26 protein-coding genes are annotated in these 22164 nt (G+C 58.0%); 12 read left to right on the forward strand and 14 right to left on the reverse strand.

The genetic code is table 11. The features are described 5' to 3' along the window. Positions 1 to 14 precede the first annotated feature (14 nt). The 4 genes from queA (at position 15) to Q0837_RS05570 (ending at position 3510) form a co-directional block, all read left to right on the forward strand. Positions 15 to 1049: a tRNA preQ1(34) S-adenosylmethionine ribosyltransferase-isomerase QueA gene (queA, locus tag Q0837_RS05555; protein ID WP_298466252.1), complete on the forward strand. Its 1035-nt coding sequence runs from the start codon at positions 15 to 17 to the stop codon at positions 1047 to 1049. 41 nt (positions 1050 to 1090) lie between these two features. Then, the gene (locus tag Q0837_RS05560; protein WP_298466254.1) at positions 1091 to 2032 is read left to right on the forward strand and encodes an ABC transporter ATP-binding protein; all 942 of its coding nucleotides are present in this window, start codon (positions 1091 to 1093) and stop codon (positions 2030 to 2032) included. After that, positions 2032 to 2799 (forward strand): ABC transporter permease, encoded by a 768-nt coding sequence (locus tag Q0837_RS05565; RefSeq protein ID WP_298466256.1) that lies wholly within the window; start codon positions 2032 to 2034, stop codon positions 2797 to 2799. Before Q0837_RS05560 ends, Q0837_RS05565 begins: the two co-directional genes overlap by 1 nt. 147 nt (positions 2800 to 2946) lie before the next feature. Beyond that, positions 2947 to 3510, forward strand: coding sequence for an outer membrane beta-barrel protein (locus tag Q0837_RS05570; RefSeq protein WP_298466258.1), 564 nt, complete (start codon positions 2947 to 2949; stop codon positions 3508 to 3510). A gap of 51 nt (positions 3511 to 3561) precedes the next feature. On the opposite strand, the gene Q0837_RS05575 is transcribed toward Q0837_RS05570, so the two are convergent. Next, positions 3562 to 4551, reverse strand: a complete 990-nt coding sequence (locus Q0837_RS05575) for a hypothetical protein (protein ID WP_298466260.1) — start codon at positions 4549 to 4551, stop codon at positions 3562 to 3564. A 160-nt stretch (positions 4552 to 4711) separates the two neighbouring features. Here Q0837_RS05575 and tgt point away from each other — a divergent pair, with 160 nt between their 5' ends. Both tgt and Q0837_RS05585 read left to right on the forward strand, forming a co-directional pair. Continuing rightward, the gene (tgt, locus tag Q0837_RS05580; protein ID WP_298466262.1) at positions 4712 to 5848 is read left to right on the forward strand and encodes a tRNA guanosine(34) transglycosylase Tgt; all 1137 of its coding nucleotides are present in this window, start codon (positions 4712 to 4714) and stop codon (positions 5846 to 5848) included. Between the two features lie 51 nt (positions 5849 to 5899). After that, the gene (locus tag Q0837_RS05585; protein WP_298466264.1) at positions 5900 to 6211 is read left to right on the forward strand and encodes a chorismate mutase; all 312 of its coding nucleotides are present in this window, start codon (positions 5900 to 5902) and stop codon (positions 6209 to 6211) included. 5 nt (positions 6212 to 6216) lie between these two features. Here the strand turns inward: Q0837_RS05585 and Q0837_RS05590 are convergent, their stop codons facing one another. The 13 genes from Q0837_RS05590 to Q0837_RS05650 all read right to left on the reverse strand — a co-directional run bounded on the left by Q0837_RS05590 (position 6217) and on the right by Q0837_RS05650 (position 17180). Continuing rightward, entirely contained in the window at positions 6217 to 6843 is a 627-nt protein-coding gene (locus Q0837_RS05590) for an NAD(P)H-dependent oxidoreductase (RefSeq protein ID WP_298466266.1), read from the reverse strand. Positions 6844 to 6943: 100 nt separating this feature from the next. Then, positions 6944 to 7558 carry a 30S ribosomal protein S4 gene (gene rpsD, locus Q0837_RS05595; RefSeq protein ID WP_298466268.1) on the reverse strand — a complete coding sequence of 205 codons (615 nt, stop codon included), beginning with the start codon at positions 7556 to 7558 and terminating at the stop codon, positions 6944 to 6946. A 190-nt stretch (positions 7559 to 7748) separates the two neighbouring features. Then, positions 7749 to 7985, reverse strand: a complete 237-nt coding sequence (locus Q0837_RS05600; RefSeq protein WP_298466271.1) for a hypothetical protein — start codon at positions 7983 to 7985, stop codon at positions 7749 to 7751. Positions 7986 to 8126: 141 nt separating this feature from the next. Further along, a complete protein-coding gene (locus Q0837_RS05605; protein WP_298466273.1) occupies positions 8127 to 8858 on the reverse strand; it encodes an RNA methyltransferase in 732 nt (243 codons plus the stop codon). 7 nt (positions 8859 to 8865) lie between these two features. Beyond that, complete coding sequence (gene nrdR / locus Q0837_RS05610) at positions 8866 to 9327, reverse strand: transcriptional regulator NrdR (RefSeq protein WP_298466275.1); 462 nt, start codon at positions 9325 to 9327, stop codon at positions 8866 to 8868. Between the two features lie 8 nt (positions 9328 to 9335). Further along, positions 9336 to 9557 carry a hypothetical protein gene (locus Q0837_RS05615; RefSeq protein ID WP_298466277.1) on the reverse strand — a complete coding sequence of 74 codons (222 nt, stop codon included), beginning with the start codon at positions 9555 to 9557 and terminating at the stop codon, positions 9336 to 9338. A gap of 22 nt (positions 9558 to 9579) precedes the next feature. Then, positions 9580 to 10890, reverse strand: a complete 1311-nt coding sequence (gene glyA, locus Q0837_RS05620) for a serine hydroxymethyltransferase (RefSeq protein ID WP_298466279.1) — start codon at positions 10888 to 10890, stop codon at positions 9580 to 9582. Further along, the gene (locus Q0837_RS05625; protein WP_298466281.1) at positions 10887 to 11366 is read right to left on the reverse strand and encodes an RpiB/LacA/LacB family sugar-phosphate isomerase; all 480 of its coding nucleotides are present in this window, start codon (positions 11364 to 11366) and stop codon (positions 10887 to 10889) included. Before Q0837_RS05625 ends, glyA begins: the two co-directional genes overlap by 4 nt. 74 nt (positions 11367 to 11440) lie before the next feature. Next, the gene (parA, locus tag Q0837_RS05630; RefSeq protein WP_298466283.1) at positions 11441 to 12079 is read right to left on the reverse strand and encodes a ParA family partition ATPase; all 639 of its coding nucleotides are present in this window, start codon (positions 12077 to 12079) and stop codon (positions 11441 to 11443) included. Positions 12080 to 12119: 40 nt separating this feature from the next. Then, the gene (locus Q0837_RS05635) at positions 12120 to 12707 is read right to left on the reverse strand and encodes a hypothetical protein (protein WP_298466285.1); all 588 of its coding nucleotides are present in this window, start codon (positions 12705 to 12707) and stop codon (positions 12120 to 12122) included. After that, positions 12704 to 14731: an RNA polymerase sigma factor RpoD gene (rpoD, locus tag Q0837_RS05640; protein ID WP_298466287.1), complete on the reverse strand. Its 2028-nt coding sequence runs from the start codon at positions 14729 to 14731 to the stop codon at positions 12704 to 12706. Before rpoD ends, Q0837_RS05635 begins: the two co-directional genes overlap by 4 nt. A 9-nt stretch (positions 14732 to 14740) precedes the next feature. Then, a complete protein-coding gene (dnaG, locus tag Q0837_RS05645) occupies positions 14741 to 16657 on the reverse strand; it encodes a DNA primase (RefSeq protein WP_298466289.1) in 1917 nt (638 codons plus the stop codon). Positions 16658 to 16727: 70 nt separating this feature from the next. Beyond that, positions 16728 to 17180 (reverse strand): GatB/YqeY domain-containing protein, encoded by a 453-nt coding sequence (locus Q0837_RS05650; RefSeq protein ID WP_298466291.1) that lies wholly within the window; start codon positions 17178 to 17180, stop codon positions 16728 to 16730. A 152-nt stretch (positions 17181 to 17332) separates the two neighbouring features. On the opposite strand from Q0837_RS05650, the gene carA reads away from it, so the two are divergent. The 6 genes from carA to Q0837_RS05680 all read left to right on the forward strand — a co-directional run bounded on the left by carA (position 17333) and on the right by Q0837_RS05680 (position 22158). After that, positions 17333 to 18514 (forward strand): glutamine-hydrolyzing carbamoyl-phosphate synthase small subunit, encoded by a 1182-nt coding sequence (carA, locus tag Q0837_RS05655; RefSeq protein ID WP_298466293.1) that lies wholly within the window; start codon positions 17333 to 17335, stop codon positions 18512 to 18514. A 370-nt stretch (positions 18515 to 18884) separates the two neighbouring features. Continuing rightward, the gene (locus Q0837_RS05660; RefSeq protein ID WP_298466295.1) at positions 18885 to 19898 is read left to right on the forward strand and encodes a hypothetical protein; all 1014 of its coding nucleotides are present in this window, start codon (positions 18885 to 18887) and stop codon (positions 19896 to 19898) included. Further along, positions 19892 to 20338: a Tsi3 family protein gene (locus Q0837_RS05665; protein ID WP_298466297.1), complete on the forward strand. Its 447-nt coding sequence runs from the start codon at positions 19892 to 19894 to the stop codon at positions 20336 to 20338. The genes Q0837_RS05660 and Q0837_RS05665 overlap by 7 nt, the downstream gene beginning before the upstream one ends. A 384-nt stretch (positions 20339 to 20722) precedes the next feature. Next, a complete protein-coding gene (locus Q0837_RS05670) occupies positions 20723 to 21166 on the forward strand; it encodes a hypothetical protein (RefSeq protein ID WP_298466300.1) in 444 nt (147 codons plus the stop codon). Next, positions 21159 to 21551 (forward strand): hypothetical protein, encoded by a 393-nt coding sequence (locus tag Q0837_RS05675; RefSeq protein ID WP_298466302.1) that lies wholly within the window; start codon positions 21159 to 21161, stop codon positions 21549 to 21551. Before Q0837_RS05670 ends, Q0837_RS05675 begins: the two co-directional genes overlap by 8 nt. Before the next feature lie 94 nt (positions 21552 to 21645). Then, positions 21646 to 22158 (forward strand): hypothetical protein, encoded by a 513-nt coding sequence (locus Q0837_RS05680; protein ID WP_298466304.1) that lies wholly within the window; start codon positions 21646 to 21648, stop codon positions 22156 to 22158. Positions 22159 to 22164: the final 6 nt, after the last annotated feature.

Here is a 22164-nt window from a genome sequence, read left to right on the forward strand (position 1 = left end):
GTTAGGCGCGCCGCATGAAAGTCGACCTCTTCGATTTCGAGCTTCCGCAAGACCGGATTGCCCTTCGTCCAGTTCGCCCACGCGACGCGGCGAAGATGCTTGTTGTCCGCGGTAAAGGACCGTTTGAGGATCGCGGCGTTCGCGATCTACCGGACTTACTGGAGCCCGGCGATGTGCTGGTGTTCAACGATACGCGTGTCATCCCTGCGCAGCTGGAAGGGCGTCGAGCAGGGGGAGAGGCCAAGATCGGCGCAACCCTCCACAAGCGGATCGATTTGCGCCGGTGGCAGGCCTTCGTCCGCAACGCCAAGCGGGTGAAGGACGGCGACACGCTGGTCTTCGGTGGCGGCGTAACAGCGGTTGCTGAAGCACGGCTCAGCGATGGCAGCATCACTTTGGCGTTCGGCGGCGAGGAACCGGTCGAAGTTTTGCTGGAACGCGCCGGACGCATGCCACTTCCGCCCTATATCGCTGGCAAACGCGAGGTCGATGAACGCGATCTCGAGGATTATCAAACGATGTTCGCCAAGGAGGATGGCGCGGTCGCTGCACCTACAGCCTCGCTCCATTTCACCGATGCTTTGGTCGAAGCGCTAGAAGCGCGCGGTATCCAGCGAGAGATGCTCACTTTGCATGTTGGGGCTGGGACGTTCTTACCGGTCAAGGCGGACGATACCGACGATCACGACATGCATTCCGAATTTGGGCGGATTTCAGCCGAGGCTGCTGACAGATTGAATGCAGCGCGAGCGGGGGGAGGGCGGATCATTGCGGTCGGCACCACGTCCTTGCGACTGCTCGAAAGCGCCGCAAAGCCCGATCGGACCATCGCGCCATTCGAAGGCGACACCGACATCTTCATCACTCCAGGCTATGCATTCAAAGGCGTCGATGGGCTGATGACCAACTTTCATTTGCCCAAGTCGACATTGGTGATGCTCGTCAGCGCGTTGATGGGGCGCGAACGAATGCTTGCGGCTTACGAATATGCCATCGCCAACAAATATCGCTTCTACTCCTATGGAGATTCTTCGCTCCTGCTCCCTTAGGCGGCGCTTGCAATCGTGTGGGCCTGTGCCAAATGACGAGAGTGAGCGAACCGATCCTTGAAATATCCGGCCTCTCGAAGGTCTATTCCGGCGGCGTCAGGGCGCTAGACGAGGTTGATCTTGAGATTCGCAAGGGTGAGATATTCGCTCTGCTCGGGCCAAACGGGGCGGGTAAGACCACGCTGATCGGCGCGGTTTGCGGATTGGTGCGGCCGAGTGGCGGTACGATCACGGCCTTTGGGCATGATCTGGCACGCGATTGGCGTTCGGCCCGCGCACGGATTGGTCTGGTGCCGCAAGAACTCAGCACTGACATGTTCGAAACGGTTCATCGTGCGGTGTCCTATTCGCGCGGGCTGTTTGGGCATCCACCTGATAAGGCTCGTATTGAGGAAATCCTGCGATCGCTTACCCTCTGGGAAAAGCGCGACAGTCAGATCCGCGAGCTTTCTGGCGGCATGAAGCGCAGGGTGTTGATTGCGAAGGCGCTCGCGCATGACCCGGAACTGCTGTTCCTCGACGAGCCCACCGCCGGTGTCGATGTCGAGCTTCGCAAGGATATGTGGGAACAGATCAGCGCGCTGCGCGAACGCGGGACCACTATCATTCTGACCACGCACTATATCGAAGAGGCCGAAGAGATGGCTGATCGTGTCGGTATCATTCGCGGGGGCAAAATCCTGATGGTCGACGAAAAGTCGGCGATGATGCAGCGACTGGGACGGACCGAAGCTGTGATCCAGTTGACGGAGCCCCTCACCGAACTGCCGCCTGAGATTGCAGCGTTCTCGGTCGAACTTCGCGAGGATGGCACCGAGCTTTGCTATCGCGGCGGTGATGGCAGCGGGAAGGGGCGCGAAGAGGTCGCCGACCTCACAAAGGCGCTCATCAATGCTGGCATAGACTACCGCGGCATCGACATTCACGACAGTTCGCTCGAAGATATTTTCGTCGGGCTCGTCTCCAAACAGGATGCTGCGTGATGAGCTTCAATGCCAGAGGCGCGTGGTCGATCTATCAACGCGAGCTGATGCGCGCACTGCGCACGGCTTTCCAATCGATCCTGTCGCCGGTTTTGACGACTTCGCTCTATTTCATCGTATTCGGTACGGTCATTGGAGCGAGGATGGAGCCGATCGGCGGCGTGCCATATGGCGCGTTCATCATCCCGGGCCTGCTGATGCTCACGCTGCTGGGTGAGACGACCAGTAATTCTAGTTTCGGCATCTATATGCCGCGCTTCACCGGGACCATCTACGAGCTTTTGTCGGCGCCCGTGGGTGTTGCCGAGACGCTTATCGGGTTTGTTGGTGCAGCGGCGACAAAGGGACTGATCCTCGCTGCGATCATTCTCGGTACGGCGACATTTTTCGTCGACTACGAGATCAAGTATCCGCTGCTGGCCATGGGCTACATCATGCTTGTCGCAGCCAGTTTCTCGCTGTTTGGTTTCATCCTCGGCATCTGGGCTGACAGTTTTGAGAAGCTTGGGATCATCCCGCTCTTGATTCTGACACCGCTTACTTTTCTGGGAGGCACATTCTATTCGATCGACGACCTTCCTGAGCCTTGGAATGCGGTAGCTTTGGCGAACCCGATTGCGTTTCTTGTCAGCGGCTTGCGCTGGACATTTTACGGAACCTCCGATGTGTCGATTGGCGTCTCGCTAGGCCTGACTCTGGGCTTCCTTGCGCTGTGCACGGCGACCATTGCCTATATCTTCAAGACCGGCTGGCGATTGCGCGATTAAAACGACTGATAGTGCTGAATTACAACACTTTTCCCGCTGGTCGAGCTGAGTGAGCAATTGGTGGAATCATTCACTTGGCTGAAAGATTCTTACTCCTATTTCCCTGCCGTTGCTCGCCCCCAGAGCATCAAACTAAGGGAATACACAATGAAGAAAATCACACTCAGTACGCTTGCTGCAGTCGCCGCATTGACCGCCCCCGGCGCGGCCTTTGCACAAGACGCTGGTCAGGCAGAAGTCACCGTTGGCGCGAATGCCGGCTACCACGATCTCGGCATTGGCGACGATCTCGAAGATATTGCAGGCCCCGACGCCAGCGATGGCGGCGCCATCTTCGGCGGGTTTATCGCGGTCGATTTCCCGGTTTCGTCCAACTTCTTCGTTGGTGTCGAAGGGAACGCCAATATCGGTACCGACGCGATCGACGCCGATTACGGCGCATCGGGCCGTCTCGGCTATCGCGCCGAGAATGGCACCAAGGTCTACTTGCGCGGTGGCTATCAGTGGGTCGACGTCGACGCAGCGGCACTCGCAGGTGTGGACGGCGATCTGTTCGACGAAGACGATCTAGGCATCGACACGACTGTTGGCGATTACCTCGTCGGCGCCGGTGTCGAAGTGCCGGTTGGTCAGGTTTCGATCCGGGGCAATGTCGACACGATTTCGTTCGAAACCCTGCGTCTGACCGCAGGCGTCGGCTTCCGCTTCTAAGCAAGCTGAATTTGCACAAGAGGCCGTCCGCTCACCAAGCGGGCGGCCTTTTCAATTTGCGCGTGCGGCACGTTGGATCTGTTCGACCTCGTCATCGCTGAGCGGCGCAAACGTTACCCTAACGAGCGGACGACTTGGTGCAGCCTCGGGCGCGATATTCGCGATATCCACTGGCGTTTCATCTCCATCATCCGGCTGCTGGCCGACAGGGGGATTCACATCGGTTTCCAAACCAATGCCCGTCCCAGGATCACGAATTGAGCCGATTGTGTTCTCGTTCAAACGTGCCCCCGTCACAGAGATGGACGCCGGCATAATCTTCGCCATGATCGCGAATTTGGGCATGACCGCTGCATCGGAAAGTTCATACGCGCCGGTGCTATCGTACTTGAAGCGTAGCTGTCCGCTTTCTTCCTCGACCACGCGCAAGTCGATGCCTCCCGCAAATCCCTTGGCCGATTTCAGCGTTTCGCGCCCGTAGATGATGCCGCGCACGAACACGACCGGCTCGCTCAGCGTGCTGAGATACTCGCCGCAATCGCCTCGCCTTACGAACGTATCCATCTCGTCGCGGGCGAGGAAACGCTGACCAATATCTTCGATCTGATAGATGCTTGCGGACTGGAAATTCAGATCCGCATCGACAGAGGTCTTTGCCTTCTGGAATACGCCCTGGAACGGGGCGGGGATGCCCAAATCGGTGCTTAGCGTCGAGTTCGAAGTCCAGCGCGGCATGCTGGCCCATTGTTCGACCGGCACCATATCATTGGGCAGAGTGCATTTGCGAGTGATCAAATCGAGCTTGTTGTTGACGGCCAGAACCGAGCCAAGCTCGTAAGCAGGACCGTTGATAGCGACGAGTCGGTAGCTGTAATACTCATTGCGCGGACTGCTGGCGGTGGGGCCACCCAACTGCATCTGCAGTGTATCGGCCAGCTCCTGTTTGGCCTCGAAATAACTGATCAGCTTGTCAGTCGACTTGCTCATCACTGGACCGGGATTTGCCGCACACGCGCTGAGCGAGAACGCGGCAATTGCCATCGCAGCAACTCCAAATAGCCTCTGAGATTTCGCCACAGTCCCCTCCATTGCCCGAAAAACATCCAAGCTGGTGCCCCTTGTGGATTTCACCGGCACCCTGCGACTTTGCTTCAACAGTGACACTCGCATCCTTGATCGAACCTGTCTAGGCGAGGCAGCTATGGTTCAGAGATTTGAATTTGCAGTGGAAGCCACCGACGGGCGCGCTCGGACCGGCCGCATTCGGATGATGCGCGGGGACATTGCCACGCCCGCCTTTATGCCGGTGGGAACGGTGGCGACGGTCAAGGCGATGAAGCCTGAGGCCGTGCGAGCGATCGGTGCTGATATTATCCTGGGTAACACGTACCATTTGATGCTGCGTCCGGGCGCTGAGCGCATGGCAAAGCTGGGCGGGCTGCATAAGTTCATGAACTGGCAGCGCCCGATCTTGACGGATAGCGGCGGTTACCAAGTGATGAGCCTCTCGGACCTGCGCAAGCTTAGCGAAGAAGGCGTTGAGTTTCGCAGTCACCTTGACGGTTCCAAGCATATGCTGACGCCGGAGCGCTCGATGGAGATCCAGCGGTTGCTCGGCTCAGACATCGTCATGGCGTTCGATGAATGCCCGCGTGCCGACCGACCGCGCGAAGAAATCGCCGAGAGCATGGAGCTATCAATGCGATGGGCGAGGCGCAGTCGGGACGGGTTCGACAGCGGAGAGGAACATGCTTCGCGATCTGCTTTGTTCGGCATCCAGCAAGGCGCGCTCGATCAGGAATTGCGCCAGATCAGCGCCGAAAAGCTGATCGACATCGGTTTCGATGGCTACGCGGTAGGCGGTCTCGCGGTGGGAGAAGGGCAAGAAGCAATGTTCGGTGTGCTCGATTACGCGCCCGAGATGCTGCCCAAAGACCGTCCGCGTTATCTGATGGGGGTGGGCAAGCCAGACGATCTGGTCGGTGCAGTCGAACGCGGTATCGACATGTTCGATTGCGTTCTCCCAACGCGTTCAGGGCGCAACGGCCAAGCCTTTACCTGGAATGGGCCGATCAACCTGCGCAACGCTCGCTTTGCTGAAGACACCGATCCGCTGGATGATCGCTGCGAGTGCGACACCTGCGCCCACTATTCCCGCGCCTATTTGCACCATCTGCAGAAATCGGGCGAGATACTCGGGGCGATGCTGGTGACCGAGCACAATCTCGCATTTTATCAGCAGTTGATGCGGAAAATGCGCGGCGCAATCTCAGCAGGTCAGTTTGCACAATTCGCCTTGGACTTTCGTCAGGACTACCTGCGACCAAGTCGCGGATAGCGCTTTGCAAATAGCTCGACAAATGCGGCTTGAAAGGCCACATGCGCGCCCATGTCAGAGACGATAAAAGCCCCTGAAGATTGCCGAGATATGCTCGATGTGCGTGCCGGCGTCGATGCGACCGACCGCGAGCTTATCGAGCTGTTGGAGCGGCGCTTCGGCTATATGCGGGCCGCCGCTCGCATCAAGCAAAGCCGCGAGACGGTGCGCGATGAAGAGCGAAAGGCTAGCGTGATTAATGCCGCCGTCGCCGAAGCCGAAAGGCGCGGCATCCCTGGAGATGTTATTGCGGACGTATGGGAGCGACTTGTCGAAGGATCGATCGCTTACGAATTCGTCGAATGGGACCGGGTCAGGGACTGATTTGGCTACCTGTTGAGAAACCGCTCCAGCCGCGGCTCTTTAGTCTCAGGAGCTTTGGGTCGGATCGAACGTGCCATTTTTTCGATCTTTCCCTTCCACTTCGAGTTATTCTTCTCTGCCCCGCCATTCTTGATTGGTCCGCAGGTAAGCACACGAACTGGCTTGAACCCGACGAAGCCAAGGACCTGACCTTTCCAGCGCTTGATCAGTGCGTTTCCGTACACCAGCCATAAGAACAAGGCCGGAGTGTCCATGGTCGCGATGACGTCTGCTGAACGCCCTTGCATATGCCCGTCCCACAACGAACTGTCTTTGCGATAGGAAAACATGAAACCGGGCAGGAACAGTCGGTCCAAAAGTCCCTTCAGCATCGCCGGTTCGCTTCCCCACCACATCGGGAACGCAACCACGAGATGATCGCAGTCGTCAAATTGTGCAGCCAGTCGCTGGATGTCAGGCTCCCACTCGGTACGTTTTTTGTAACCGTGTTTGAGGTTGGGGTCGAAGGCAAGCTCTCGCAATGCAACATATTCAACCTGCGCTGTACTCGGTAACGACCGTTTGTAGTGGTCGAGCAGACTTGAGGAATAGCGCCCTTCGTCTGGGTGTCCGTCGAGTAACAGCACTCTCATCAATCAGTCTCCGTTCCTGAGAATGGTGTGGGCTTCATCGCTGCAAATGAAAAGGGCGGCCCCTAAGGACCGCCCCAATCTTGAGTATGGGTATTCGGGATCAACGCGAGTAGAATTCAACCACCAGGTTCGGTTCCATCGTCACCGGATACGGCACTTCGTCGAGCTTCGGTACGCGGGTGAAAGCGACCTTGTCGTTGCCTTCTGGAACAACATAGTCGGGAATTTCACGCTCAGGCAGGCTCTGTGCTTCGATCACAAGCGCCATTTCCTTGGCCTTGCTGCCGAGGCTGATGACTGCGCCCACATCGCAGCGACGTGACGGAATGTTGCACTTCACGCCGTCCACATAGATGTGACCGTGGTTCACGATCTGACGCGCAGCAAAGATCGTCGGAGCGAACTTGGCGCGGTACACGATCATGTCGAGACGGCGCTCAAGCAGGCCGATCAAGTTCTGGCCGGTGTCACCCTTCATCCGGGTGGCGTCTTTATAGGTCGAGCGGAACTGCTTCTCGGTCACGTCGCCATAATAGCCTTTGAGCTTCTGCTTGGCGCGCAGCTGCAGGCCGAAGTCGCTCATCTTGCTCTTGCGGCGCTGACCGTGCTGGCCGGGGCCGTAGGAACGCTTGTTGACTGGAGAATTTGGACGACCCCAGATGTTTTCACCCATCCGGCGGTCGAGCTTGTACTTGGCGCTCTTGCGCTTCGACATAAGTCTTTCCTTCAAATTTGCTGAGCCGCCCCAGTGGCGACCATCTAACCCGGCATCGCTCCACCCAGCCTATATGCTGGATGCGGCCACCGCTTCACCGGGGTGCGGAGCCAATTTGCGAAGCGCGCCCATTAACAGGAATGGGTGCCCAGTCAAGCATGCCGTCAAGGTACAGACGAAACTGATGCGATCAGTTGCTGCGGCGACGCTGCTCGGAATTGAAGGCTTTCCATTCATCACGCGTAAGGCAAACTTTCACCTTCTTTCGGCTGCCCATGCCTTCTGTGATGCGTCGACATATCTTCTTTTCTTCCTTTGCCTCTTCGACCTTTTCAGTCTTTTCTTTGTCTGGCTCACCGGCGAGGATGGGAGCGGAAGCAAACAGCGCAGCGGAAGAGGCCACAACAGCGGCAAGAGCAAATTTCATCAATGATCTCACATGGATTGGAAAGAGGGGTGCTAAGGAGCTAGCGGCGAGCTTGGCGGATGTCCACTGGATGCCGACGTTTGTCATAGTTGGGCACCGGATTGGTCTTACAATCGCACAAATAACCTAGGCTGAATGTGTTTAGCTTTCTTCTCGGGGGCCACGTCCCAGCGTGGTCATCACACCGCGGAGTGTTCGCACTTCTAAGTGGTTCCATCCGGGTTTGGTCAGGACACTTCGCAACGTTCTGCGTGTTGCATCAGCACGAGGCTCAGGCAAAAAGTATCCACGCGGTGCGAGCAGTTTTTCGAAATGGGCGATCAGACCGTCGAGCTCTTCCTGCGAGGCAGGGGGAAGTAACCCCTCTTCGGCCGTGGGTTGCACCAGCTCAGCCTGCTTCGACCATTCATAGGCGCAGAGGATCACCGCCTGTGCGAGGTTGAGCGAACCGAACTCCGGGTTGATCGGAACCGTCAGGATATGGCGGGCGAGCGCAACATCTTCTGTTTCGAGACCCGAAGCCTCCCGCCCGAACAGGATCGCGTGTCGCCCTGCCTGACTGTGCATTAGTTTTCCGGCTTCATCCGGTCCCACCACTGGTTTCGTGACGCCGCGCTTGCGGACGGTGGTCGCGTAGATGTGCTCGCAATCCGCGACGGCTTCAGCGGTGGTATCAAAGACCTGCGCCTGATCCAGAACGATGTCTGCACCGGCCGCCGACGGCCCGGCAGACGGGTTGGGCCAGCCATCGCGCGGGTTCACGATGCGCATTTCCGTGAGTCCGAAATTAAGCATCGCGCGCGCGGCCTTGCCGATGTTTTCGCCCAATTGCGGGCGAACAAGCACGATGATCGGTTTGTTGGGCGCAGACATGCGGGCTTCAGTCCTTCGCCGCTTCCTGCACGGTGCTGGCAAATTCCTCGAAATCGCGCGCCTCGGAGAAATCGCGATAAACGCTGGCGAAGCGAATATAGGCGACGCTGTCGATCTGCTTCAGCCCATCCATCACCAGCTCGCCAATCTTGGTCGAAGGAACCTCGCCTTCGCCAGCGGTTTCGACCTGTCGCTGAATGCCGGAGACCAGTCGGTCGATCTGATCCTGTGTTACACCGCGCTTTCTGCAGGCGAGCGTCACCGAATGTTCAAGCTTTGAGCGATCGAATGCTTCCCGCCGATCGCCCGACTTTACGATCACGACCTCTCGTAACTGCACTCGCTCGAAGGTCGTGAAGCGAGCGCCGCACGAGGCACATTGCCGCCGACGGCGAATGGCCGTGGCGTCTTCGGTCGGACGACTGTCTTTGACTTGACTGTCGTCATTTGCACAAAAGGGACAGCGCATTCAGTAAGTTACTTCTTAATTCTCATATACAGAGCGATAGCCGCGCCAACGATCAGACCTAGAAACCATGCTCCATCGAATGCAATAACACCGACGAGTGCACCGATCACCGCTCCAATAACGACCGGCTTGGTTGACGGATGATCCGGGCCATCCTTCGCCATTTCCGATATCTCGGTCTTCGCGTCTTCAACCCAGTCTTTTTCTTCGTCTGGCTTAAGGTCGTTCATTGGGGCGCGGCTCCTCGTTTGCTCATAAGCCCGGATAGACCGGGAACGCGCTGCAAAGTGCGGCGACGCGCGAGCGCACGCTTTCTTCGACTTGCCCGTCACCATCCGGGCCGTTCTTCGAAAGGCCATCGACCACCTCAGCGATGAGTGCACCGATCTGGCGGAATTCGACCGGGCCGAAACCGCGTGTCGTGCCCGCTGGTGTACCGAGGCGTATGCCGCTGGTGACGAAGGGCGAACGCGTGTCAAACGGGATGCCATTCTTGTTGCAGGTTAGCCATGCGCGGTCGAGCCCTGCTTCGGCTGCTTTCCCGGTCACATCTTTCGCCGTCAGATCGACCAGCATCGAGTGATTGTCCGTTCCGCCAGAAACGATCCGAAGGCCGTTTTCTTCGAGACTGGTGGCAAGTGCGCGGGCGTTTTCGACGATGCGGTGTGCGTAAGTCTTGAATTCCGGCTGCAAAGCCTCGCGGAAGGCTACGGCCTTGGCCGCGACGATGTGCATAAGCGGCCCGCCTTGCAGACCAGGGAACACCGCCATGTTCAGCGGTTTGGTGAGCGCCTCATCATTCCAGAGGATGATACCAGAACGGGGGCCGCGCAGACTTTTGTGCGTCGTCGAGGTCACGATGTCGCAATGCGGGAAGGGCGAGGGGTGCGCGCCGCCAGCGACGAGGCCTGAAATGTGGCTCATATCGCACAGCAAATAGGCGCCAACTTCGTCGGCTATCGCGCGGAAAGCCGCGAAATCCCATGTGCGGGAATAGGCGGTTCCGCCGCAGATAATCAGCTTGGGCTTATGTTCACGCGCAGTCGCAGCGACCGCGTCCATGTCGATCAGCTCGTCGCCCTCGGTCACGCCGTAGCTGACCGGGTTGAACCACTTGCCCGACATATTGACCGGTGAACCGTGTGTGAGGTGTCCGCCTGAATTCAGATCGAGCCCCATGAACGTGTCACCCGGCTGAAGGAGCGCAAGGAACACTGCCTGGTTCATCTGGCTACCGCTGTTCGGCTGCACGTTGGCAAAGTTGCACCCGAACAATTGCTTGGCTCGTTCAATTGCCAGCATTTCGACAACGTCGGCATAGTCGCAGCCGCCATAATAGCGCTTGCCCGGATAACCTTCGGCATATTTGTTGGTGAAAACGCTTCCAGCGGCTTCGAGCACGGCGCGGCTCGCGATGTTTTCGCTGGCGATCAGTTCGATCTTGTCGCGCTGGCGGGCGAGTTCGCTGTCGATCGCGGCGGCAATTTCCGGATCGGCTGCGGCAAGATCGTCATTCCAGAACCCGTCCATAGGGTTCACAACGTCGGAGGGCTGAGTGCTCATTGATGGGTCTCGATATGATCGGGCAGAACGGGCGGTTTGCCGAGTTTTGCAACGCGGCGCTGATGGCGGCCACTCGGATCACCGGCATCGGCGAATTCGGTGTCCAGGAATGTAGCTACGCAAGACTTGGCCATTTCGATGCCAATCAGCCGAGCACCCATGGCGATTGCGTTCGCATCATTGTGCTCGCGCGCGAGGGCGGCGGACAGCGGCTCTGACACAAGAGCGCAGCGTACGTCGGGGTGGCGATTCACGCTGATCGATATCCCGATGCCCGATCCGCACAGGGCAATTCCAAATTCGGCGGTTCCATCGGCAATGACTTCGGCCAGTTTATAGCCGTAATCGGGATAGTCGACGCTCTCGCCCTCATCGGGGCCCAGGTCGGCAACTTCGTGGCCAATATCCATCAACCATTCGGCGAGTTGCGCTTTAAGGTTGGTCGCGGCGTGATCGGAAGCAATAGCAATGCGCATGTGGGGCTACATAGTGATGTGAAGCGATTCTCTCCACCCCGCGATGGCCGCTTTTCTACGGTGGGGTCGCGTCGTCAGGCGAGCTTTTTGCCCAGCCACTTCCAGAGCTTTTCGATCTCTTTGGCCGCCTTGCCTTCCGGATCGATTTCGGCAGCGGTTTCTCCCTTGGCGCTGGAGCGATGGAATGCGGCGCGGTCACCCAGTTCGACCGAACAGATTTTCAGGCCCATGGCCTTGGCGGCTTTGCGCGCATCCTTGGTCAACACGGTTGCGCCTGCCGGCACTCCATTGAGGACGACGTAAGCGGGCTTCTTCGCGAATTCGACGAGATCGGCAATCGGTTCAAGCGCGTGCAGATCGAAAGCGCGCGGTTTAGTAGGGATGAGCACCAAGTCGGCAAGTTTGATCGCTTCGCGAGCGGCCGCGTCCGCATGTGGCGGCGTGTCGATTACAGTGAAGTCGACCCCGTTCTTTTGCGCGCTCTCGATCGTGCGACCAAGCCGGGCAGGGGGGCTTGTGACGACCACTGGCAGATAATCTCCGCGCCAGTCCGACCAAGCGGCAGCGGTCGCCTGCGGATCGGTGTCGATCACGCAGCTCTCATGCCCAGCCTGCGCAGCGCGGGTGGCGAGATTGACCGCGAGGGTCGTCTTTCCGGAGCCGCCCTTTTGACTGACGATGGCTATGGTTGTTGGACTATTTACCGAAGGCATCGCTGCGCCCCTCGCCAGACTTTAGTTGCTGTTCCGAAGGCTACTCTTCGTTCACGCCTTCTTCGGTTGAACCGCTGCGATACTCAACGATCCGAGTCATTAGATCAGGCATCCGGTCCATTACGAGTGCCAGAGTTTTGTCTATGTGCCGCTGATTGGCGGCAGCGAAATCAGGGTGCGAAAGAACCTCCGCGCTCTTGAGCATGAAGCTCTTACCGCTGTCGGTCGACACAAAGGCCAAAATGTCGCGAAGTTCCTGCTCAGAGTAGATCTTCGAGAATGATTTTGCCCAGCTGTCCATCAGGTCAGGGATCGACTCCTTCAGGATGACATTCGTTTCCGCGAGTGTTTCCTTCTGCCAGTCCTCTATGATCGCCACGGCACCGTCATCATTGATCTGGTCGCGGAGCGATTGCAGCACCTGCGCTTCCATTTGCTCGGCTACGGCTCGGAACATCGGTTCGCGGGTTTCTTCGGGATAGGAGATCGCGAGTATCTCGTTCGCTAGGTCAAGGCGTATCTGTTCCGACGATGCAGCTGCCGATACAGCAGTTTCTTCGGCGAAGGCAGGACCGGCGAATCCTGAAGCCAAAGCGACCGAGGCGAGCAAGTTGCGCAGAACTGTCACTGATCCAGGAACGACCGCATCTTCCGCGACCGCGATGGATGCTTCAGCTTGCGCAGCGCTTTCGCTTCGATCTGACGGATACGCTCACGCGTCACCGAGAATTGCTGGCCGACCTCTTCCAGAGTGTGGTCGGTGTTCATCCCGATGCCGAAGCGCATGCGTAGCACGCGTTCTTCACGCGGAGTGAGCGAGGCGAGCACCCGGGTGACGGTTTCCTTGAGGTTTGCCTGAATTGCGGCATCCACGGGGATGATCGCGTTCTTGTCTTCGATGAAATCACCGAGATGCGAATCTTCCTCGTCGCCAATTGGAGTTTCGAGGCTGATCGGTTCTTTGGCGATCTTCATCACCTTGCGAACTTTTTCGAGCGGCATCGAAAGCCGCGCTGCCATTTCCTCAGGTGTCGGCTCGCGGCCTTCCTCGTGCAGGAACTGACGGCTCGTGCGAACCAGCTTGTTGATCGTCTCGATCATATGGACCGGAATACGGATCGTGCGCGCCTGATCGGCGATCGAGCGGGTGATCGCCTGACGGATCCACCAAGTTGCGTAAGTGCTGAATTTATAGCCGCGGCGGTATTCGAATTTGTCGACCGCCTTCATCAGACCGATATTGCCTTCCTGAATAAGATCAAGGAATTGCAGGCCGCGATTGGTGTATTTCTTGGCGATGGAAATCACGAGACGCAAGTTCGCCTCGACCATTTCCTTTTTCGCGATACGCGCTTCGCGCTCACCCTTTTGCACCATATTCACGATGCGGCGGAATTCGGGCAGTGCCATGCCGGTGTTGGCGGCAATGTCGGTGATTTCGGTGCGGATGCGCTCGATTGCGGCGGCCTCTTTGTCTGCGAAAGAGGCCCACTTCTTGTCCTTCTTCGCATTGGCCTTGATCCAGCTGTCGTCCAGCTCGTTGCCAACATAGCTCTTCAGGAAGTCGATCCGCTTCACCTTGTGGCGTTCGGCAAGGCGCAGCATCTGGCCGCCAAGTGCAGTGAGGCGGCGATTGAAGGCGTAGAGGTTGTCGACCAGGAATTCGATCTTGGTCGCGTGGAACTGCATGCTCTCAACCTCGGCGGTGAGTTCATCGCCGAGCGTTTCGTATTTCTTCTCTTTCGCCTTCGGAAATTCGCCGCCCGCAGCAAGGGTGTCGACCCGCTCGGCCTGCAGCTTCTCAAAGGTCTTGAACAGCTTGGTGATGCGCGCAAACCGCTCGATCGCGTCAGGCTTCAATGCGGCTTCCATCTGCGCGAGCGAAAGAGTGTTGTCCTCTTCCTCTTCTTCATCCTTCTTGGATTCGCCTTCTTCGCCGTCTTCGCTTTCTGCGTTCTCGTCGTCGCTGTCGTCATCCTCGTCATCGTCGCGGATGGTCGGACCAGCGGTTTCTTCAGAGATCTCGCCGTCGTCGTCCTCGTTTTCCTCCTCCATCTTGTCAGGTGGAGGCTCCTTGGAAAGCATTGCGTCGAGATCGAGGATTTCGCGCAGCTGCATGTCTTCGGCGTTGAGCGCTTCGGACCACTGGATAATGGCGTGGAAGGTGATCGGGCTCTGACACAGACCCATAATCATCATGTCGCGGCCGGATTCGATCCGCTTGGCAATCGCGATTTCGCCTTCGCGGCTGAGCAGCTCAACCGCGCCCATTTCGCGTAGATACATGCGAACCGGATCATCGGTTCGCTCACCGGTGCCGGTCTTTTTGGCGGCGGGAGCCTTGGTGTCTTTCTTTGTGTCTTTCTTGGCCGCTTCGCCGACCTGCATTTCCTCGACTTCGGCTTCCTGCTCCGCTTCGGCCTCGGCTTCTTCGTCGTTTTCGACGATTTGCACGCCCATTTCGGAAAGCGCGGTCTGAATGTCCTCGATCTGATCGGGGCTCATCTCGCCCGATGGCAAGGCTTCGTTGAGCTCATCATATGTGATGTAGCCCTTCTTTTTCGCCTTGGTCATCAGCTTCTTCACTGCAGCCTCATTGAGGTCGATCAGTGGAGCGTCTTCTTTATCTTGGGTTTTTGCGGTCGAGGCCATGTAAACTCGTCAATCCGTTTCCGGGTCGCCTTCGGATGTATCCGCCGACGCCGATGTTAATTCTGTCTCAGCCGCTGCAGCGGCCTTGTCCTGGTCGGTCGCCGAAGCGGCCTTTCTGCGCCCAAAAGCTTTCAAGCGCTCGTCAACTGTCGTGAGCTGTCCACGTAGTCTGGTCTGTTCCGCGAAAGATCCTTCAGGGTCCTCGTCAAACCTGGCAATCGTCGCCGCCATAGCGGCTTCGAGCGCCGGTTTCTCAACCAGCAGCGATACAGCTTCGGCCAGTTCCTCGCGCGCTTCACCGGTTGGTGTGCCTTCTCTGAGGAAGGCGTAACGAATATCGTCCGGTGGGGCAGGATAGCCTTGCTCGCCAGATATGGCGGTTTCGCCGCGCGAATCAAGCCTCTCCGACAGCTCTATCAGCGATTCGATTGCAGGTGCGGCTTCTCGGTCGAGTTTTGCGAGCCTGATCAGGGCCTCTGCGTGGCGTTCAATCTGGTCTGGATGTCGGACCAAACCGGCCAATACAGCCCCTTTGAAATCCGAACGCTGGCCGCCCGACATGGCGCGTTGAAGAACTTCCCGAGCACCGCTGGAAAGGCCGCGTTGAGTAGTTGCGCCGGGGCGCCACGGGCCGCGCTTTGTCTGGTCGCGCGGAGGGCGGGGCGGGTAGGCAAATGCCGAGAAGCGATCGAGCAACTCGCGGCGGTAGAGCGCCTGAATATCGCGGTCCTGGATCGTAGCGACATGTTCCATCAGCCTCGCCTTGAGGCCAGCCTTTGCCTCAGGGCTATCGAGCGATTGTGCGTCGCGCTCGAAGGTCCACAGCATATCCAGCAGCGAAGTTGGCTCGGCGAGGAGTTTCTCCATCGCAGTGACGCCCCGCTTGTTGATCAGGTCGTCGGGATCAAGTCCGGCGGGCAGTTGCACAATCGCGAGCGAGCGCATGGGGGCGAGCATCGGCAGCGCGCGGCTGATGGCGCGCATGGCGGCACGTTGCCCTGCGGCGTCGCCATCGAAACAGAGAACCGGCCGTTCGACCATGCGCCACAGCATTTCCAGCTGCATTTCGGTGAGTGCGGTTCCGAGGGGAGCGACCGCATCCTCGAACCCAGCCTGGGCGAGAGCGACCACGTCCATGTAGCCTTCGACCACGATCACACGGCCAGACTGGCGCGACGCGGGTGCGGCGCGGTGGAGGTTGTAAAGCGTGCGGCCCTTGTCGAACAAAGGTGTGTCGGGAGAGTTCAGATATTTGGCAATGCCTTCGCGCTTGCCGAGAATGCGTCCGCCGAATGCGATCACCCTACCGCGCGCATCCTGGATCGGCAGCATGACACGGCCACGGAAGCGGTCATATTTCGTGCCATCGTCGGTTGCGATCCGCATGCCGCTTTCAACCAGCATGGCTTCGTCGAAACTAGGAATAGCGGTAGGGAGAGCCTGTTTGCTCTCAGGAGCATAGCCAAAGCCGAACTCGCGCAGGGTCTCCGACTTCAGATCGCGGTTCTTCAGATAATCGAGCGCTTCGCGTCCAACATCGGAGCGCAGATTGTGGACGAACCATTGCTGTGCTGCTTCGGTGACATCGACCAGCTCGGCACGCTTTTCTGCACGCTTGGCTGCAACCGGATCGGGCGCCGGGACTTCCATACCGGCTTCGCTCGCCAATTCCTTGATCGCGTCGATGAAAGACAAACCGCGCTGTTCGGTCATCCAACTGATCACATCGCCATGCGCTCCGCAGCCGAAGCAATGATAAAAGCCCTTCTGATCGTTGACCGTGAAGCTTGGCGTCTTCTCGTCATGGAACGGGCAACACGCTTTCCACTCACGCCCCGCTTTGGTGAGCTTGTCGGTGCGCATAATCACACTCGACAGCGTGATCCGCGCGCGAAGCTCGTCCTTCCATTGCGGGGTGATTGTCATGTTCGGAAGGTGCGCCCGATTGACCGACGGTTCAAGCGAGTTTGTGGAGCAATCTGTGCGTGACTTTGGCTTAGCTCAAAGCCGCCTTCACCAGACCGCTCGCCAGCTTGCCATCCAGCACCGCGCCGTGGCGCTTTTTCAGCTCACCCATCACCTGGCCCATGTCTTTCATGGATGAGGCGCCAGTCTCCGCCTTGATCGCGTCGATTGCGGCTTTGGTTTCGTCCTCCGACATCATTTGAGGAAGGAACTCGTCTATGACCGCCAGTTCGGCCTTTTCCTTGGCCGCCAGCTCGTCACGTCCGCCCGTTTCGTACATTTCGATCGATTCGCGGCGTTGCTTGGCCATTTTCTGCAAAACAGACGTCACTAGCGCATCGTCATCATTGTCTTTGCCGCTTGTCCGTTCCTCGATGTCGCGGTCTTTGATCTTGGCAGAGATCTGGCGGAGCGTTGCTGTGCGGGCCTTTTCGCCCGCTTTCATCGCAGTGATGGTTGCGGCTTTGATATCGTCACGGATCATGGCTTTGAAAATCTTTGTTGTGGATGGATGGGTGTTGCAGCGCGCTCTAACGCATCCTTTGCTCTCCGCCTAGGTTGACGCGACCCCGGCAGACCCTTAGCCGGTGAGACTTAGCGACATTGCTGGAAATCCTCTGACTCGGAGAGCCCCGAATGGCTTCTGCTGCCTCTCGTCCTGCGCAACCCAAGGGTGCGACAGGTTGTCTCGTTCTGGCCGATGGGACGGCCGTTTGGGGGAAGGGCTTTGGCGCTAGCGGCAGCGCGGTGGGCGAAGTGTGCTTCAACACTGCGATGACCGGCTATCAAGAAGTCATGACTGATCCTAGCTACGCGGCGCAGATCGTCACGTTCACCTTCCCGCATATCGGCAATGTCGGGACAAATGGCGAAGATATCGAAAGTCTGGTCGAAAGTGCCGTCGGCTGCGTTGTTCGTGAGGATGTGACTGAACCGTCAAACTTCCGCTCTCTAGAGCGCTTCACCGACTGGATGGAGCGCAATGGCAAGATCGGCCTGTCAGGTATCGATACACGTGCGCTAACCCGTCGCATTCGATTGAGCGGAGCGCCCAATGCGGTGATTGCGCATGAGCCTTCGGGTCAGTTCGATCTCGATGCATTGCTTGCTCGCGCTCAGGAATGGGCGGGGCTGGAAGGAATGGACCTCGCCAAGCGCGTGACCCGAGAGACACGGGAAAGCTGGGAAGGCGGATACTGGCGGTTAGGTCACGGCTATGGCCGCGCGGCGCGTGACGCGACGCCGCACGTAGTCGCGGTGGACTACGGCGCGAAGGACAACATCTTCCGCAATCTCGTCCGAGCCGGGGCGAAGGTGACTGTGGTTCCGGCCAAGACCAGCTACGACGATATCGTGGCGCTGAAGCCTAATGGCGTGTTTCTCTCCAATGGGCCGGGCGATCCGGCAGCGACGGGTGAATATGCGGTGCCGGTGATCAAGGCGCTGCTTGATGCCGATGTGCCACTGTTCGGCATTTGCCTGGGCCATCAGATGCTCGCGCTGGCAGCGGGGGCGAAGACAGTGAAGATGCATCAGGGCCACCGCGGCGCGAACCACCCGGTCCAGCGTGTGGGTGAGGGCTGGGGCGAGACCACAGGCCTCGTCGAGATCACCAGCATGAACCACGGCTTTGCCGTCGACGCGGACACATTGCCTGAGAGCGTGGAGCAGACCCATGTGAGCCTGTTCGACGGCTCTAACTGCGGGATCGCGGTGAAGGGCAAAGCGGCATTCGGAGTGCAGTATCACCCAGAGGCGTCGCCAGGGCCGCAAGACAGCTTTTACTTGTTCGAGAAGTTTGTTGACGGGCTTGGATGAAGCGCGACACGCGGGCGCACATAGAGTTTCGCCAATAATTCAATAATCCGCTTCAAGAATTTGCATCAATACTATAAGAATATTCCGCTAACAAGACCAAGAGGGGCCGCGGAATATGACTGCTGTTGGCGATCAAGTGATCAAATTGCTCGAACTCGGCGATACATTCACTTGGGTGACACGCAAGGATCGATCGGATGCGCTTGCGTTGCTCAAGAACGATCGTCAGTTCGATGCGACGATAAGGCAGCTTGGCATGCGGAAATTCTTGCGAGAATTTCTTCAGCGCTATTTCATGGATCAGGGGACGCCGACTTTGTACGACGCGGTCATGGTTTTTGCGGCGCGAGCGAATGGTAGCTCTGCCGCAATGATCGAGAAGGCCCTATCGGGTATGCGCTATGTCGACAGAGATGCCGTGCTTCTCCAACTGCGCTTTGGTAATTCTACGCAAACCTTCGGTCTTGCCCATGATCTCGCCGTCAGTATGCGGGCGAACCGCGTGCTGACAATGAGTGCAGGCAGCCCATCGACAACCGCGACCATTCCAACAAGTCCGACAAAGTCATTCTCCGGGAGCGGAGCAACCGGGCGGGATGTGTTCGGTCGTACTGTCCCTACAGTTGATCAGGCGCGCGTGTACTATGAGCAAAAGACCAACCCCAAGCCCAATCCTGCGGATTCTGGTCCGGTCTCAAAGCGATATTCTAATCCGTTGGTCAATCTCACAGTACCAAGTTCAAACGCGGAGCGGCTTGCTCAAGCGGTGCGTGTAACCAGTCTTCCTATTTCGACGATATTTGCGCCAATTTATCTCAACGGTCCCCCGTCGCGTGCGGCCGTCATGAATGCGGCTGCAAAGCTCTACAGCCTGACACCGGAGGTGATCGGTGCGATTATTCTGGCCGAGCAACGCGATCAGTCGCGAAATGAAGACATGATGGACTACACCGCCGCTACGCATTCAATTTCTCGGCGCACAACATCTATCGGTCTGGGGCAGGTCCGCGACGATACCGCGAAACGGACCGATTTGTTTTCTGCGTTATTGACCAAAAAGCGGCGGCAAAATCTAACTCAGACCCAGATTGCAACGTTGTTGGCCTGCGATGAATTTAACATTTTCGCCGTCGCCAAATACATTCGCTATGTGGCCAAGCTCGGCAGCAGTCAGACCGCGACAAATCTGCCGGACACCGTTCGAGATTTCCCGGGAGTGGATTTCGCCGCCTATGCCAAGCACGCTTCGCAATGGCCGGCCGCCAACGTTGCTGCGTTGGGGGCGGAATACACATCGACCCCGTGGGATGACATCACTACATTCTGGGGCGACTTTGTTGGCTTCGCCCACGACGACATGTCGGGCGCGAGCATCACATGGTAAGATTGTTGGAAATCGCGGCAATCCTGGCGCTGACGACCTCTGCGTCGTGTGCCGAGCCGCAGGAGAAAGTGGTTGAAATGCGCACTGAGAGTTTTGACGGATTGCGGTTTGGCGTACCCGAGGGGCGCGTGGCGGTCGCGCAGGATGGGCGCATCAAGATTCAGCCAGAGCAGGCACTGCGCACGGTCGACCAGATCACCGTCTGGACGTCCAATCCCAAGCCGCTGCCCGAAGGCACGGTGACCACAGGCGACGATCCTGCACCGCACACTTTGGTGACAATCGAAGGCGGCATGGGTGGTCCCGAATATGCGCTGTCGATACCGAAAACGGTGGGTGAGCGCGAGGTGACGGTGCGGGCGTATATCCAGGCGGAAGAGGGTCAGCCCGACTTCGCTGATGCGTGGGCCGTATGGGAGAGCCTTGGGGTTGATCAGTAGCGGGGTAGTTTAGCCTGAGCCGCCAGTCACCTTTGTTCTGACCTCTCAACTCGGTACCCGCAGGCTAGGTCTGAGCATCGAGTCTATCAGTACATTCGGCGCAACTTAGAGGTGGCGCTTTGGGCTCTGGCTGAAAAAGAGACAAACTTTACGGCGAACAGATTCAGTTCCGATGGCACCAACCGACTTCATTCTGCATGGTAAACCTGTTGGAGAGTTGGAATGATGCTCGCATTTCTGTCCGCGCTTACCCTTGTGGCGGCGCCTCCGCCGCCGCGAATAGCGGATACCGAGCCGACAGTTAGATTGGCTCGTTTCAGTCATACTGCAGGTGTATCCAAGGTTCTTGAGGCGGCAAAGGGATGCGGCTTTGAAACAGCTGAATTGACGGAGAATCCAACGTATCGCGATCTCTATGTCGAGAAGCCCAACTTTGCTGATGAGAAGTCCGATTGTCTGATGGCTTGGATCGCGGCGCAACCGGACGTAGAGATGGTCGAGCCACCTCCGCCAGCCGGAGAAGCGGTTGATCAACTGAAAGAGGACGCGCGTAAGCAACTTTCAGAAAACGGTCTGCTAGAAGGTGCGCCAACACTCGAGAGCACCGGCAGCGTCGAAGCACTCGCCCCAGCGATGGAGCAGCATTGCGGCGTCGAGGTTGGTAGCGTGATCAAGGTCCATGGAGACACGCTGTCATTCGACCCCGACGATCCGAATTCTTTCAGTGACTATGAGAAGAACATCTGCCTGCTGCAGGTGTTGGTTCTTTCAGGGGCCACCAAGTATGGTTTTGTGGGAAACGAGAAGGTCGAGGCGAAGAGTGAGTAAATTTGCCTTCTTTGGACTAGTCTCGGTTGCAGCCACACTCACCGCCTGCGCCAGCAATGCCAGCGTCGAAACCACCCCAATCACCGTCGCGCAAACCGCGGACGAAGCCGAAGACACCATGCATGCGCGTTGGAGCATCGAGGTTCATTCTGGCGCCGGCATCCCCGGCTCGCCGGGAGCGGATCAGTACATCGCCAACTATCTCCAAGTGCTGCAGGAGATCGTCGATCGCTGTAGGCTCGGCAAAACCGTACTCGTGCAGGCGACCGATGGTGTGTCTTTGCTCGCAATCATGAACGACAAATTGAAGGGCGGGCAGATCGAATGCATCCGCCAATCGGAGCGCCCCGGGCTTCGCCTCGTCGATTGGGGGACCGACGGTTGATAGAAGCGGCAGCGACCCGCTTTCAGCAGCTGCCTTACGTCCATTGCCACTTCCAGCTATCCTGCTTTTTCAAGGGGTATGCAGGAGAGCGACAATGACAAGCCGGACAATTGCACTTTACGTGGTGATGGCGAGCTTTGCGCTCTTGCCAGCCTGCTCCCTGTTCGACGATAGCGACTGGCGCGAGGGGGATGAAGCCGCCGAGGAATGTGCGAAGCGAATGTCGGGCAAGCTCGAGTTCAAACAGGCTTTGATGCAATCGGAAGGGCGGTTCGTCCCCACTTACACGTTCGATATTACGAAGATGGAGCTGGAAGCGATGCAGGAACTCATTGTGCCCGGTAGTGATGAAACTGCCGGTTCGCGGGGCATGGCCGCGACCAATGAGAATTCGACCGCGATTGAAGCTTTCATGGCCAGCCCCGTTGATGAAAAAGGCGCATTTTTCCTTGGCCACAATCCCGCACTCTACCGCGTGCGTGGGCAGCCAAAGCCACTCGAAGACGTGATTGCCTCCGGATGCGCGCGCCAGACGGCCGGCATGCGGCTGACCAACATTACCCTGCAACGCGCCCGATCGGGCGCTGCCGAGACACAAGAGGACTAAAGGCTC

Source organism: uncultured Erythrobacter sp., assembly GCF_947499705.1.
GTDB lineage: Bacteria > Pseudomonadota > Alphaproteobacteria > Sphingomonadales > Sphingomonadaceae > Erythrobacter.

Bases quoted from the DNA above. Each gene is read 5' to 3' on its own strand.
- queA (WP_298466252.1), top strand. From the start codon at position 15: ATGAAAGTCGACCTCTTCGATTTCGAGCTTCCGCAAGACCGGATTGCC.
- Q0837_RS05565 (WP_298466256.1), top strand. From the start codon at position 2,032: ATGAGCTTCAATGCCAGAGGCGCGTGGTCGATCTATCAACGCGAGCTG.
- Q0837_RS05570 (WP_298466258.1), top strand. From the start codon at position 2,947: ATGAAGAAAATCACACTCAGTACGCTTGCTGCAGTCGCCGCATTGACC.
- Q0837_RS05575 (WP_298466260.1), bottom strand. From the start codon at position 4,551: ATGGCAATTGCCGCGTTCTCGCTCAGCGCGTGTGCGGCAAATCCCGGT.
- tgt (WP_298466262.1), top strand. From the start codon at position 4,712: ATGGTTCAGAGATTTGAATTTGCAGTGGAAGCCACCGACGGGCGCGCT.
- Q0837_RS05585 (WP_298466264.1), top strand. From the start codon at position 5,900: ATGTCAGAGACGATAAAAGCCCCTGAAGATTGCCGAGATATGCTCGAT.
- Q0837_RS05590 (WP_298466266.1), bottom strand. From the start codon at position 6,843: ATGAGAGTGCTGTTACTCGACGGACACCCAGACGAAGGGCGCTATTCC.
- rpsD (WP_298466268.1), bottom strand. From the start codon at position 7,558: ATGTCGAAGCGCAAGAGCGCCAAGTACAAGCTCGACCGCCGGATGGGT.
- Q0837_RS05600 (WP_298466271.1), bottom strand. From the start codon at position 7,985: ATGAAATTTGCTCTTGCCGCTGTTGTGGCCTCTTCCGCTGCGCTGTTT.
- Q0837_RS05605 (WP_298466273.1), bottom strand. From the start codon at position 8,858: ATGTCTGCGCCCAACAAACCGATCATCGTGCTTGTTCGCCCGCAATTG.
- nrdR (WP_298466275.1), bottom strand. From the start codon at position 9,327: ATGCGCTGTCCCTTTTGTGCAAATGACGACAGTCAAGTCAAAGACAGT.
- Q0837_RS05615 (WP_298466277.1), bottom strand. From the start codon at position 9,557: ATGAACGACCTTAAGCCAGACGAAGAAAAAGACTGGGTTGAAGACGCG.
- glyA (WP_298466279.1), bottom strand. From the start codon at position 10,890: ATGAGCACTCAGCCCTCCGACGTTGTGAACCCTATGGACGGGTTCTGG.
- Q0837_RS05625 (WP_298466281.1), bottom strand. From the start codon at position 11,366: ATGCGCATTGCTATTGCTTCCGATCACGCCGCGACCAACCTTAAAGCG.
- parA (WP_298466283.1), bottom strand. From the start codon at position 12,079: ATGCCTTCGGTAAATAGTCCAACAACCATAGCCATCGTCAGTCAAAAG.
- rpoD (WP_298466287.1), bottom strand. From the start codon at position 14,731: ATGGCCTCGACCGCAAAAACCCAAGATAAAGAAGACGCTCCACTGATC.
- dnaG (WP_298466289.1), bottom strand. From the start codon at position 16,657: ATGACAATCACCCCGCAATGGAAGGACGAGCTTCGCGCGCGGATCACG.
- Q0837_RS05650 (WP_298466291.1), bottom strand. From the start codon at position 17,180: ATGATCCGTGACGATATCAAAGCCGCAACCATCACTGCGATGAAAGCG.
- carA (WP_298466293.1), top strand. From the start codon at position 17,333: ATGGCTTCTGCTGCCTCTCGTCCTGCGCAACCCAAGGGTGCGACAGGT.
- Q0837_RS05660 (WP_298466295.1), top strand. From the start codon at position 18,885: ATGATCGAGAAGGCCCTATCGGGTATGCGCTATGTCGACAGAGATGCC.
- Q0837_RS05665 (WP_298466297.1), top strand. From the start codon at position 19,892: ATGGTAAGATTGTTGGAAATCGCGGCAATCCTGGCGCTGACGACCTCT.
- Q0837_RS05680 (WP_298466304.1), top strand. From the start codon at position 21,646: ATGACAAGCCGGACAATTGCACTTTACGTGGTGATGGCGAGCTTTGCG.